Origin of the sequence: Fodinibius saliphilus, assembly GCF_005869845.1 — a bacterium.
GTDB lineage: Bacteria > Bacteroidota > Rhodothermia > Balneolales > Balneolaceae > Fodinibius > Fodinibius saliphilus.
Genome location: NZ_VAWF01000001.1, coordinates 780,614 through 793,728 on the forward strand (window position 1 = coordinate 780,614; position 13,115 = coordinate 793,728).

Here is a 13,115-nt window from a genome sequence, read left to right on the forward strand (position 1 = left end):
TGATTGTTACTCAGCATAATATCGCTGGAAAAATAACTGATTCAAGCATTCACATCAAAACAAAAATACGTTTATTTCTGGACAAATCGCATTGTGATGGGAACCCCCGTAAATTGATACTCTTCCCGGATTTTATTCTCAATATATCGCCTGTAGTTAGCTGGAAGATGCTCAGGATGGTTCATAAAGAACTTAAAAACCGGGGGATTTGCCTGCACCTGTGTGCCATATTTTATTTTAAGAGGTACTTCTTTGCGCACCGGCAGCGGCTTTTCTTTAAGTATTTGTTTCAAAAAGTCGTTAAAGTGAGAAGTTTTTATAGTCTTCTTTCGTTCCTTCATTACTAAATCTGCCACATCAATAACTTTATGAATCCGCTTACGATGTGTAGTAGAAATAGAAACGATCGGCACATATTTCATACGTGGAATACGTGAATACACATATTCTTCAAACTCTTTGTGGATATTCGTATCCTTTTCCGGCACCAAATCCCACTTATTGAGTACGATAACAAGTCCTTTATTATAGTCAGCTGCATTCCTAATAATACGCTTGTCCTGTGCCTCAAATCCGCGCATAGCATCAAGCATTAGGATAGCCACATCACATTCTTTTAAGGCCCGGTCTGTGCGCACCGTGCTGTAAAACTCAACATTCTCTTGTACTTTTGCCTTTTTACGTAGGCCCGCAGTATCAACTAAGATATATTCCTTTTCATTATAAAGCAGTTTACTGTGAATAGAATCACGAGTGGTACCGGGAATATCCGTTACAATACAGCGCTCATCCTCAAGCATAGCATTAACATAACTACTCTTTCCTACATTGGGGCGCCCAACTACGGCCAGCTTAGGTATGGTTGTCTTCGGTTCCTCTTGTTCTTCCGGGAGCAGTTCAACCATTCGGTCGAGCAGCTCACCGGTGCCTCGACCGCTTATGGCCGATACCGGGTATAGCTCTTCAAAGCCAAGTGCATAAAATTCAGTAGCATTAAATTCCCGTTCTTCATTATCAGCTTTGTTTGCTACTAATAATACGGGCATTTCCTGTTCACGTAGCAACTGGGCCACAGAACTATCCAAACTAGTAATACCCGCTTCGGTATCAACCACAAAGAGTATAAGGTCCGATTCTCGAATGGCAATATGCACCTGTTCGCGAATACCTTTCTTAACGACATCGGTGGCACCGGGCAGATATCCTCCGGTATCTATAACATTAAAATCACGACCATTCCAATATGATTCACCATAATGGCGATCTCGTGTTACACCGTACTGATCATCGACAATGGCTTTACGGCTGCCGATTAAACGATTAAAGATAGTAGATTTGCCAACGTTGGGCCGCCCTACGATAGAAACTACAGGGAGCATGTGGGAGTTTTTATTTAATATGTTATTTTCAGTGATAAGCGTTAAAAATAATGAATTAACTACTTAAAGTAGAGTAGAAACTCAATGCTACAAACCTTTTATAACAACTTCGGTTTTCTCGGCTCCATTGGTATTGCCATGTTTATATTTCTCTGTTTCATTTTTTGGATGGCCGGTATAGCCGGAATATCACAGCATCCTCCTTCCAGAAAAAAAACGACTAAGCTGGTTATTTCGGTCCTATTTCCCCCCTATCCCATCATTTGGGTATTTATAGATATGTATCGGCAGCGTAAACTTATGAAAAAAACGCAGATCTAAACTGTTTCCCCTATACAAAAAGCCCTGTTCCGACAGGTATCAGTCGAATACTTTGGGAAGAACATAAAAATGAAACAGAATAAAAATTGCACGCTCTACCAAAATGTTGAGAGCGAAATTCAAAGAACATAAAAGGGAGCTTTAAAAAAGCTGGCAAACATAAGTTCCAAATGAATTACAATACAGATGCCATATATGTGATAAGGATAGAAGTACCTCCGATCAAGACTCAATGTTTTGCAAAACCCTCTGGGTATGATTTATATTTCTTCTAATAAACTATATTTCTGATTAGAGGTTATATCCCTACCGGATTATTAGCAGAAATAAAAGGGCTTGAATTCATCTTTTTATTTTTAACCTCACAAAGATATATTCCATGCTTTAGCTAGCACACCCAGAAACTCTATTTTTTAACAATTTATGCTTAATGAACCATCGTTGGTCCCGCAAAAAGTGGGATGGATTGAAGTAGTTTGCGGAGGGATGTTCAGTGGTAAGACCGAAGAGCTTATTCGCAGAGCTAAACGAGCTCATATCGCTGGACAAAAGGTTGTAGTTGTAAAACCCAAGGTAGATAACCGCTACGATGAAGAAGATGTGGTTTCTCATAACCAAAATGTTTTACCAGGATTGGTTGTTGATACCGCAGATCAAATTGTTTTACTGACCGGTGAGGCCGAAGTAGTATGTATTGATGAAGCACAATTTTTTGACCTACAGCTAATGAATGTGGCCAATACGCTGGCTAATGATGGCAAAAGAGTTATTGTTGCTGGATTGGATATGGACTTTGAAGGCCAACCCTTTGAACCAATGCCACAGATGCTGGCCATTGCTGAATATGTAACGAAATTGCATGCAGTGTGTGCTGAAAGTGGTACAATGGCCCATTATTCACAAAGAGTAGTAGAAAGCAAAGATCGCGTCTTAGTGGGTGAGACTGATGCCTACGAACCACGGTCACGACACTGCTACCGCCCTCCTGTTGATGAACGACGCGGCCGGCCTATAACTCCTATTTCTGCACAAGAAAACACCAACGAAGACCAAGTCTCAGATGATTGATATTTTACGCGGTATGATTGGAATGCTGGCAATTATCGGTATTGCCTTAGTATTCAGTAAAAATCGCAAAGCAGTAAACTGGCGTCTCGTCGGTACCGGCCTTAGCATTCAATTTATCTTGGCGGTATTTATACTCAAAGGCAATCAAATGGCTCAGTACTGGGGTCCCTTGAGATGGCCTAAAGATTTCTTTAGCTGGGTTTCCTCTTTTTTTGTTATTGTTTTAGATTTTACTACTGAAGGAGCCAAATTCATATTCGGTGATTTGGCTAAAAGTCCTGGCATGGATGGAAGTATGGGCAACTTTTTTGCTTTCCAGGTATTGCCCACGATTATTTTCTTTGCTTCTCTGACAGCCATTTTATATCACTATGGTATCTTACAGTGGATTGTTCGCCTTATGGCCTCAGGGATGCAGAAATTAATGGGTACTTCCGGTGCCGAATCACTTTCCGTGATCTCAAATATTTTTGTAGGTCAAACAGAAGCCCCCCTCGTTATTGAGCCTTATATTAAGAAGATGACAAAATCGGAGCTTTTAGCTGTAATGACCGGTGGAATGGCTACCATTGCCGGCGGTGTGATGGCCGCCTATGTACAGATGCTCGGCAATTCGTATGCCCAGGCCCACGATGTAGCACTGGATGTTGGACGACTCATGTTTGCTGAACAATTGCTGGGGGCCAGCCTAATGGCAGCACCTGCTGCCCTGGTTATAGCAAAAATCATGTATCCCGAAGTAGATGAACCAGTTACAAAGGGAGATGTAAAAATGAAAGTTGATCAACCAGATGCCAATGGTATTGATGCGGCAGCAACGGGAGCTAAAACTGGATTAAAACTTGCTGCAAATGTTGGTGCTATGTTACTGGCATTCATTGCCTTACTAGCAATGGGAAATTACTTTCTCGAAGGGTTTGGCAGCATTACCGGTATTAACGAAATGATTGCTGATGGCAACTTGCGAATTGAAAAAGTTCTGGGATGGATTATTGCTCCTCTTGCTTATATTGTTGGTGCGCCTTGGGCCGATGCTGTAAACCTTGGTTCACTGTTGGGAACCAAAGTAGTATTGAATGAATTCGTAGCTTATTTACAACTTTCGGATATGGTAGAAGCCTCCTCTTTGAGTCCTAAAACAATCACAATGGCCACTTTTGCTCTTTGTGGTTTTGCAAACTTCTCTTCTATTGCTATTCAAATCGGCGGTATTGGCGGCTTGGCCCCAAGTAGAAAATCGGAACTAGCTCAATTCGGCCTTAAAGCAGTATTGGCAGGTACCCTTGCTAACTTAATGACTGCTACTATTGCAGGTATATTATTTTAATGATGTTATCACATAAAAAAATAGTTATTGTTTTCTTAGTCGGTACAGCATTAACTGTATTAGCTACCTGTACACCTACCCCCTCTGAGCAAAAAGAGAATGCACTAGCACGGGTAGGAACGAAGTACCTTACAGTTGATGAAGCACAGAAGTCAGTACCTCCTTTTTTACTCAAACAAGACAGCATTGGGGCCCTCAAAAAGTATCGTGACCAGTGGATCAAACAGCAAGTCTTATTACAAGAAGCTAAACGTCTTGGACTGCCTCAAAAAAAGGCAGTCCAACAACAGCTCAAACAGGCTGAAGAAGAAATACTGCGTGAAGCCTTGAGAAAAACCATTACCGCATCTAAAGAAAAAGCCCTTACTATTACCGATGAAGAGGCCCGAACCTACTACCAAGCTCACAAGAACCAGTTTGCACTGGATGAAGAGTTTGTACAATTCCGACATATGCGTGCTCGCACATTAAAAGAAGCTCGAGCGGCAAAGCAAGATCTGCTGGGGGGAGTGTCTTGGGAAGAAGTCGCGCACGATTATGCTATAAATCCGGAATCTGCCTTGGAAAAAGCAGAGCAATATTGGCCTATTTCCATGGCCTTAAGTGATATAAGCATCATGAACCGATATTTAAATATCATTGGTCAAAGTGAAATATCGCCGATTCAACGGGTAAATGGAGTCTATCATTTTGTACAACTTATCGACAGTCGTGCCAAAGGCGAGCTCCCTGACCTGGATTGGCTGCTCGATAAAATAAAGGACTGGATGCTTTTAAATAAACAGCGTCGAAATTTCAGTTCCTATCTAAAGAATCTTTATCTTAAAGCGAAATCAAATAATGAAGTAGAGACATTTAACGTTTTACCTACACAAACTAACCCAACAACCACTTTTGAAGATACTCTTGAAAGCAACTCAACTGATGAATAAAGCTTATCTCTTACTACTTTTACTTATTTCACTTACTATAATCCCCTCTTCGCTACAAGCACAACAAAAGAACGGGGGCAAAAATCTAGACCAAATCGTTGCCCTTGTCAATGATCATATTATACTCAAGTCTGAGGTTGATCAACAGGTTCAGCAATATATGATGCAGATGCAACAACAGCAGGGAAAACAGGTCTCTTTTGGCGAAGATATCTGGTACACGGTGTTGCAAAATACGATTGACCGTTATGTTATGCTTGATCAGGCCGCAATAGATTCGATTTCGGTGCCTACAGAACAAGTTGACCAACAGATCAACCGCCGTATACAGCAATCTGTTGAACGTATCGGAAGTGAAGAAGCCCTTGAACAACAGTTGGGAAAAAGTATTGTTCAACTTCGTGCAGATCTTCGTGAAAACTACCGTGAACAGATGACAATACAACGGTTTCAACAACAAAAGAGATCTGAAGTTTCTATAACGCGGCCCGAGGTTAAAGAATACTTTGAGCGAATCCCTCAAGATTCACTGCCAAATATACCAGAACAGGTAGCGGTATCTCAAATTGTTGCTGTTCCCCCGACCCTTGCTAATGCTAAATCAGAAGCACGTAATTTAGCTGAACAACTACGTGATTCTGTACTTAATCATGGCAAAACCATTGAAGAACTGGCTAAAAATCACAGTGATGGACCAAATGCCGAAAACGGCGGAAAAGTACCAATGATGGCTATTAACGACTTAGTAGCAGAATATTCTGCCGCAGCAACCTCGCTGGAACAAGGAGATATATCGCAGGTTGTAGAAACATCATTCGGATTCCATGTAATTCGTTTGAATAAACGTGAAGGAGATAAAATTGATACTAATCATATTCTCATCAAAATTGATAATGAAAGCTATGATGACCAAGCTGCCATTGACAAGTTAAAACAGCTTAAAGATAGCGTACAAACAAATGAGGATATCACCTTTTCTGAAATGGCACGCAAACACTCTGATGATCCCAATACTGGGCCTCAGGGCGGTCGAATACTGCACCCGCAAACAGGAGAACGTCACATCCCACTTCAAGACTTGGAACCCGCTTTATATCGCATCGTTCTATTGCTTGATGAAGAAGGTGACATCTCAAAGCCCAAGAAGTTTCAGATGGGAAATGAAAACAATTCAAAACGCGCATACCGTATTGTACACCTTGATGACAAAATTGAGGAGCACACCGCAAACCTTAAACAGGATTACTCTCGTATTAAATCAGCGGCTTTACAACAAAAACAGCAGCGGGAGTTTTCCAAATTGCTGGATAAACTTCGTAAAGAGATGTATGTCGAGTATAAAATTTCTGTGCCCGAGAAATACAAACAATTATAGAGAACGACTATGAGCCAGATTCCCCAAGATTCGGTTGAAGCTGTTGATTTTTTCCAGGATTCGGTTTCCAAAATCAGAGAGCAAGTTGGTAAAGTTATTGTCGGCCAAAAAGAAATTCTTGACCAGTTATTAATTTGCCTATTCTCGAGGGGCCACTGTGTATTGATTGGGGTACCCGGCCTGGCAAAAACATTATTAATTCGTACGGTTTCTAAAACATTGAACCTAAGCTTTAGTCGCATCCAGTTTACTCCGGACCTAATGCCCGGAGATATTACGGGCACTGAAGTGATAGAAGATGATCGGGAAACCGGCCATAAAGAGTTTAAATTCGTAAAAGGACCTATTTTTGCCAATATCGTACTTGCGGATGAAATCAATCGCACCCCTCCCAAAACGCAAGCTGCCCTGCTAGAGGGTATGCAAGAGTTTCATGTTACTGCTGCCGGTCATAGTTATCCTCTGCAGCCGCCATTTTTTGTGCTTGCAACACAAAATCCCATTGAACAGGAAGGAACGTATCCATTGCCAGAAGCTCAACTTGATCGCTTCATGTTTAACCTGTGGCTCGATTATCCCTCTCTGGAAGAAGAGAAAAATATTGTAAGTCAAAATACTGCTCTTGAAGAGACTGATATTGAAGCTGTGCTGGATATCGAACAGGTCATTGAACTACAAAATCTGGTTCGTGAGGTACCGGTACCCGAGGGCGTGTTAGCCTCAGCAGTAGAACTTGTCACTAAAACACGTCCCCAATCTGATATTGCTCCTGATTTCATTGCAAAATATATGAGCTGGGGCGCCGGACCCCGTGCTTCGCAATTTCTTGTTCTCGGGGGTAAAGCCCGGGCATTGACAAGAGGACGGTATAACGTAACCGAAGAAGATATTCGGGCCTTGGCTAAACCAGTTTTACGCCATCGCATTGTCAATAACTATGCGGCCGAAGCCGAAGGCCTCTCAGCCGATAAACTTATAGACATGTTGCTCGACGAAATGTAACTACTACCAACGCTGTGGATTTTATTTTCCAAGGATTTCAGTCGACTCTGCCTCTGTGGACTTATGTACTCATATTTATAAGCACTACCCTGCTTTCGTGGTGGGCATACAAAGAACATATCGGTATTAGTCCCATCTACCGATACCTACTCATAGCATTACGATCTTTGGTTTTTGTAATACTGCTTATTCTTTTGCTGAATCCCTTTATCAAGACGGAGACCTCCTATCTTGAAAAACCCTCCATAGCGGTAATGCTTGATAACTCAGCCAGTACGGCAATTCAGAAAAAATCTTACAAAGGTGTTGAAAGCTACCAAGAGACTTTGGATAGGCTGGAACTTCGGGAATTAACAGATTTAAACCTTGAATTTTACTCCATTGGCAATACCTTAGCCCCTGTTAATTTAGATTCTCTTACTCTTGATGCCGAACAAACAAACCTTTCAAGTGCAATCAATTTTCTTAATACTAATCAACATGACATTAATACTGCCATCCTGATTAGTGATGGTATCTATACCCAGGGACAAAATCCTGTTTTTAATTCCGGTAATCTGGATATCCCCGTCTTTACGGTAGGGCTTGGTGATAGTACTACGCAAGAAGATCTCCTTGTCCGTTCTATCTCAACCAACTCCACCGGCTACATTGATACCCCTCAACCTTTGGCCGTTACTATATCCAGTAATGGATTTCGCGACCAATCCTTTAGCGTTCAATTGCAAAATGGAGATACCATTTTAGAATCTAGGACTGTTACTCCTGATTTAGATTCAGACATACATGAAATCACTTTTGAATTAGTGCCCAAAGAGGAAGGGCTACAACAATACACAATCGTTATACCACCATTGCAGGATGAATGGACAAGCAGTAATAACACTAAACGTTTTTCAGTGGATGTCAAAGACGCCAAGCAATCAATTGTCTCCCTTGCTTTTGAAGTACATCCAGATGTTAAATACATGCGTTCCTTGCTTCGGTCCGATAAAAATACCGAACTTACCAATCGAACCTGGATAACCGGTAATCGTTTTATTGAAGGTGCTTTCAATATCTCAGCTGATACAGTTGACCTGGCTATAATACACGGATATCCCCGCTCCGGTTTACCTGCTAATTTAGAGGATAAAGTGAAGCAGCTTGCCAATGAAATTCCAATTATCATATTTGCTACCCCCCTTTTTGCTATTCAACAATTTGAACAAAATGTACGCTCATTACCGATCCGTTCAATAGCTTCCTGGGAATATGTAGAGGTTGGCCTCCTTCCTCAAGAGAATGCTTCATCCCACCCAGTTATGAATTTGCCTGCCCTTAAGTATAATCAGCTTCCTTACCTTTGGGCTCCTATTGATAATATAACTACCTCTGCAACTGCTACACAGCTTTTTAGTAGCAGTTATAGAGATGGGCAAACGAACAAGCCGGTATTATCAGTACAAGAAACGGGCAATCGACGTATATCATTTTTTAGCTCATACGGATGGTACCAGTTAAATCAAATTAATAATAAGGAAATCAAAAATTTTGCTAGTGAATTGCTCCTTAATGTTGTTAGCTGGACAGCTACCGATCCCAATAACCAATTATTAAAGGTTGAACCTGCTAAAACAACTTTCTCCGGAACAGAGAATATCATCATTGATGCGTATCTTGAAAATGAACGTGGAGAGATGGAAACCAATGCATCAGTGGACCTTTCCTTATCTGCAGACACTCTTGAAAATAGATTCTATTCTATGGAGAATATAGGATCGGGACGATATCGTATAGACCTAGGACATATGGCCGAAGGCATTTACTCTTTTAAAGCTGTTGCACAAAAAGGCGGGCGCCAAATTGATACCCAACAAGGTGAGTTCGCTGTTTCTAAATCAAATGCTGAATTTATTAATACCTCTCGCAACGACCAGTTATTACGAACTTTAGCTGACCAATCGGGTGGTTCATATGTTACCTTTGATTCTGTCTCAAGCCTCTGGCCAACGCTTAGGCAACAAGACCTATTGAAACAGCAACAGAAAACAGAAACTTCTTTCTTTTATCTTTATCGCAATGCAGGTTGGTTTATAGTCGTTATATTACTGCTTTCATGCGAATGGATAATCAGGAAATACCTTTCCCTCCCTTAACTTATGGTATAGTAGCAATTTCATTAAAACGAATGGTACCACTTTCAGCATCCATTCGACTTCTAAGTCCAACCGGTAGCGTAATCATTTTACTTGTGTGCCCGAACATAGCTCCAGAAAAGGCCGGAATTCCAAGTGGCTTAATATGATCATCAAACACTTGTTGCAGAGTTAAGCTGTATGAATTTGATTGCTCGCAGTTGGTACACTGGCCAAAAATAAAGCCAGAAATCTGGTCTAATATTCCATTGAGCTTTAGTTGTGTTATCATACGATCTATACGATAAATATCTTCTCCGACATCTTCTAGGAATAAGATATTTCCTTCCCAATCCGGCAGGTAGTCCGAACCTGCCATAGCCGTTAAAACAGTGAGGTTGCCGCCTAGGATACGCCCAGAGGCTCGGCCGGGGGTTATTACCGTATGCTTGTCACAACCGTTGCACACTTCATTATCTGGCTTTTCAATTCGAACCACTCTCTGCCCTGAAACTATTTTTTCGAAGTGCTCTTTTGTATAGTCTGTCCATTCTGATTTTCCTACCGGCCCGTGGAAAGTAATAAGTCCTGTTTTAGAATATATTGCTAGCAGCAGTGATGTAATATCACTAAAACCTACCAATATTTTAGGATTCTTTCTGATTAACTCATAGTCAATACTGTCAAGTATGCGATTGGCTCCCCATCCACCACGAAACGGCATGACGGCATCTATGCTATCATCGGCAAACATTGCATTAAGGTCTGCAACGCGTTCATCATCGGTGCCCCCCAAGTAACCATACTGATTACGAGCATTCATGCCCTCTTTTACCCTATAGCCCAACTTTTTTATCTGTTTTACAATTTTATTGTACAGCTTCTTTTCTGGCAATCTACTAGAAGGACTTATCAGACCAATAGTATCCCCTTTTCCTAATCGTTTTGGCTTGATTATACCCTGCTTTACTGATGAATGTGCCATTATACCTGCCGAACTTAAAACCGGGGCAAGGCTACTTATACCTACGAGTCTAAGAAATCCTTTTCTATCCATAATATGGGTCCTTTAATAGGGATTATTTTTATTGATAAAATCCTGAACCCGGGATGGTACCAGGTCAGAAATATCACCCTCATTCTTAATTAATTCTCTGATTTCAGTTGAAGATATATTAATGGGATCATGATCTATAATATGAGCATTCCTGGCAACCTCGGGCTCCAGTTTCAATATTTTGTCTGAAGGTCTGTGGGCAACTAACAGATCACAATATTGCAATATTTTACGCCATTGATACCATGATTTAAAATGATGGGCGGAATCTTCGCCGATACAGAGGTAAAATTCTTTATCTGGAAACTGTTTAGAAAAATACTGTACCGTTTGAATAGTATAAGAAGGGATGGGTAGTTTGCTTTCAATATCAGATATGGTAACATCATCCCAGTCCTCAAAAGCAAACTTCAACATCTCAAGTCGAAGTTCATAGCTTGTTAATGATTGGTCCTCTTTGTGGGGGGGATTAGGAGTTAGTAACACCCAAAGTGATGAGATAAACTCTGAATTTAAAAACGATTGGGCAATTGATAAGTGTCCGTTATGAACGGGATCAAAACTGCCCCCAAATAACCCAACCGTTTGCTTTTCATTCGTCATTACTAATAACCGCTTCCTGTGTCTCCGGCAGGGGTTGTGTTCCCTTCATTTGTTTCCACTGTCAGCTCTGCAAGTGCAGCTCGTGCTTCATCAACATACTCATCGGCCTCACTGCGATATTCGCCATTAGGGAAAAGCTGAATAAACGTTTCATAAGCAGAAACCGCTTTCTGATAACGCTCCTTCTGTTTAGATAAGATACTTCTCCCAGCAAAAGTATTATATGCTTTAATCTTATCAACTAAAGAACGTTGTGCCCACGTAGATTCCGGGTACTTGTCAATGGTAAGATCGTAATATGTTATAGCTGCATCATAATCATCTATCCGCATATAAAGATCAGCAGCATGATAGAGTTTTTTAGCCAATTTTGCCCGCATCTCTGTAATATATTGGGCAGCTTCTTGGCGTTTTTCAGAACTTTGATACCGTGAATTATAGAGTCGGAATTTCTCGATAGCTTTTCGGGTATAACTTTGATCCAGCTTATAACGCGGGCTCAATTTATAGTAACTGTAGGCTTCTTTAAATTGTGCACTTTGCCGGTCTTCTGAACGAGGAAACAGCGAAACATAGCGTTCATACTCAGAAGCCGCTAGTAAGTAGCGTTCACCTTCAAAGTATGACTCACCCAAATAATATTGGGCTTTCTTTCCATAATCTGTACCTCTTCCCAATTGAATAATTGTTTCAAAGGCATTAGCTGCATCTGAATATTTTTCAGATTGGAATAATCGCATCGCTTTTTTATAAGCAACAGGTAAAGTATCACCACGCTGTATAAACTGTTGGTTCTTGCAAGACGACAACAGTACGAACATTAGCAATACAATTGAGCTTTTTATAATAATAGTAGAAGTATTCTTCATTATACACTTTTTAGCTTTCAATATTCCCGAGAGATCAAACGATTAAAAAAATCAGTAATTTCATTTTTGTATGAGGAGTTACCAAAACTCTGTAAGTGCTCTATAGCTTCTTGGTAATGATACTGCATAGCACTTTTGGTATCCTCAATAACATTCAGCGATTCAAAAACAGATATAACATCAGTAATTTCATCTTGCGTGTTATTTTCAGCCAACAGCAACTTTTTAAGTTGCCTATGCTGGGAACCCTCACTGCGTTGCAGAGCCATTAAAGAAAGATACGTTTTCTTACCTTCAACGATATCCCCGCCTCTTTTCTTACCAAACTTTTCAGGATCAGCCAGAATATCCAGCAAATCATCCTGAATCTGGAAGGCGATCCCAACTTTTTTGCCGATGTAGTTGAGCTCTTCAATCTGTTCTTCCGTTGCTCCTGCTACAGCTGCTCCCATTGCAAGAGCTCCACTGATAAGGGCTGCTGTTTTACCTTCAATCATTTCCAGATATTGTTCTATAGAAACGTCTTCTTCTGTCTCAAACATCAGATCATAAGCCTGTCCCTCACAAACTTTTTCTGCACTATTCAGAAAAATATCCAAAATAAGACTATAATCTTCTTTTGTATAGGCTTCTTCTCTACCGTATACTTGCAACTGCTTAAAGGCTTTGGCATACATAGCATCGCCGGAAAGAATGGCGGTATTAGCATCCCATTTCTTAAAAACACTCGCTTTACCACGACGTTTTTCTGCACCGTCCATGATATCATCGTGAAGAAGCGTAAAGTTATGCAGCAGCTCTATAGAAACGGCAGCAGGCAATGCTTCTTCAACTTCACCTCCACAAATTCCACACCCCACAAGTGTTAAATAAGGGCGAACCCGCTTACCCGAAAGCGATAATGTATAGCGCACTGGATCGTACAATAACGACGGTTCTTTAGGCAGTGCAAGCTCAGAAAGCCGAGCATCAATACGTTTAGAAAGTTTTTGCTGTTGCTTCGTATTTTCCAATTTTCAAATGCTGAATTTATAAAAGGCCAAATATAAGAATTTTAGCGAAAGA

At 40.8% G+C, this 13,115-nt stretch carries 12 protein-coding genes; 7 read left to right on the forward strand and 5 right to left on the reverse strand.

The genetic code is table 11. The annotated features are described in order from the left end of the window. Positions 1–71: 71 nt before the first annotated feature. Positions 72–1,379, reverse strand: coding sequence for a ribosome biogenesis GTPase Der (der, locus tag FCN14_RS03215; protein ID WP_138429647.1), 1,308 nt, complete (start codon positions 1,377–1,379; stop codon positions 72–74). A gap of 84 nt (positions 1,380–1,463) precedes the next feature. Between der and FCN14_RS03220 the strand changes: the two genes are divergently transcribed. From FCN14_RS03220 to FCN14_RS03250, 7 genes are all read left to right on the forward strand, one after another. Continuing rightward, a complete protein-coding gene (locus FCN14_RS03220; RefSeq protein ID WP_138429648.1) occupies positions 1,464–1,700 on the forward strand; it encodes a hypothetical protein in 237 nt (78 codons plus the stop codon). Positions 1,701–2,123: 423 nt separating this feature from the next. Next, positions 2,124–2,768 (forward strand): thymidine kinase, encoded by a 645-nt coding sequence (locus FCN14_RS03225; protein WP_138429649.1) that lies wholly within the window; start codon positions 2,124–2,126, stop codon positions 2,766–2,768. Then, the gene (locus FCN14_RS03230) at positions 2,761–4,095 is read left to right on the forward strand and encodes a NupC/NupG family nucleoside CNT transporter (RefSeq protein WP_138429650.1); all 1,335 of its coding nucleotides are present in this window, start codon (positions 2,761–2,763) and stop codon (positions 4,093–4,095) included. Before FCN14_RS03225 ends, FCN14_RS03230 begins: the two co-directional genes overlap by 8 nt. After that, positions 4,095–5,027, forward strand: coding sequence for a peptidyl-prolyl cis-trans isomerase (locus FCN14_RS03235; RefSeq protein WP_138429651.1), 933 nt, complete (start codon positions 4,095–4,097; stop codon positions 5,025–5,027). The genes FCN14_RS03230 and FCN14_RS03235 overlap by 1 nt, the downstream gene beginning before the upstream one ends. Further along, entirely contained in the window at positions 5,020–6,402 is a 1,383-nt protein-coding gene (locus FCN14_RS03240; protein WP_138429652.1) for a peptidylprolyl isomerase, read from the forward strand. The genes FCN14_RS03235 and FCN14_RS03240 overlap by 8 nt, the downstream gene beginning before the upstream one ends. 9 nt (positions 6,403–6,411) lie before the next feature. After that, positions 6,412–7,404 (forward strand): AAA family ATPase, encoded by a 993-nt coding sequence (locus FCN14_RS03245; RefSeq protein ID WP_138429653.1) that lies wholly within the window; start codon positions 6,412–6,414, stop codon positions 7,402–7,404. Between the two features lie 14 nt (positions 7,405–7,418). Next, positions 7,419–9,542, forward strand: a complete 2,124-nt coding sequence (locus tag FCN14_RS03250) for a vWA domain-containing protein (RefSeq protein WP_138429654.1) — start codon at positions 7,419–7,421, stop codon at positions 9,540–9,542. 1 nt (position 9,543) lies between these two features. Here FCN14_RS03250 and FCN14_RS03255 read toward each other — a convergent pair whose 3' ends face one another. The 4 genes from FCN14_RS03255 to FCN14_RS03270 are packed head-to-tail and all read right to left on the reverse strand — an operon-like array spanning position 9,544 to position 13,063. After that, on the reverse strand, positions 9,544–10,578 hold the full coding sequence (locus tag FCN14_RS03255; protein ID WP_138429655.1) for a S66 peptidase family protein: 1,035 nt from the start codon (positions 10,576–10,578) through the stop codon (positions 9,544–9,546). 12 nt (positions 10,579–10,590) lie between these two features. Beyond that, positions 10,591–11,181 carry a nicotinate (nicotinamide) nucleotide adenylyltransferase gene (nadD, locus tag FCN14_RS03260; RefSeq protein ID WP_138429656.1) on the reverse strand — a complete coding sequence of 197 codons (591 nt, stop codon included), beginning with the start codon at positions 11,179–11,181 and terminating at the stop codon, positions 10,591–10,593. Between the two features lie 2 nt (positions 11,182–11,183). Next, on the reverse strand, positions 11,184–12,050 hold the full coding sequence (locus tag FCN14_RS03265) for an outer membrane protein assembly factor BamD (protein ID WP_138429657.1): 867 nt from the start codon (positions 12,048–12,050) through the stop codon (positions 11,184–11,186). Positions 12,051–12,067: 17 nt separating this feature from the next. Further along, positions 12,068–13,063, reverse strand: coding sequence for a polyprenyl synthetase family protein (locus FCN14_RS03270; protein WP_138429658.1), 996 nt, complete (start codon positions 13,061–13,063; stop codon positions 12,068–12,070). Between the last annotated feature and the right edge of the window lie 52 nt (positions 13,064–13,115).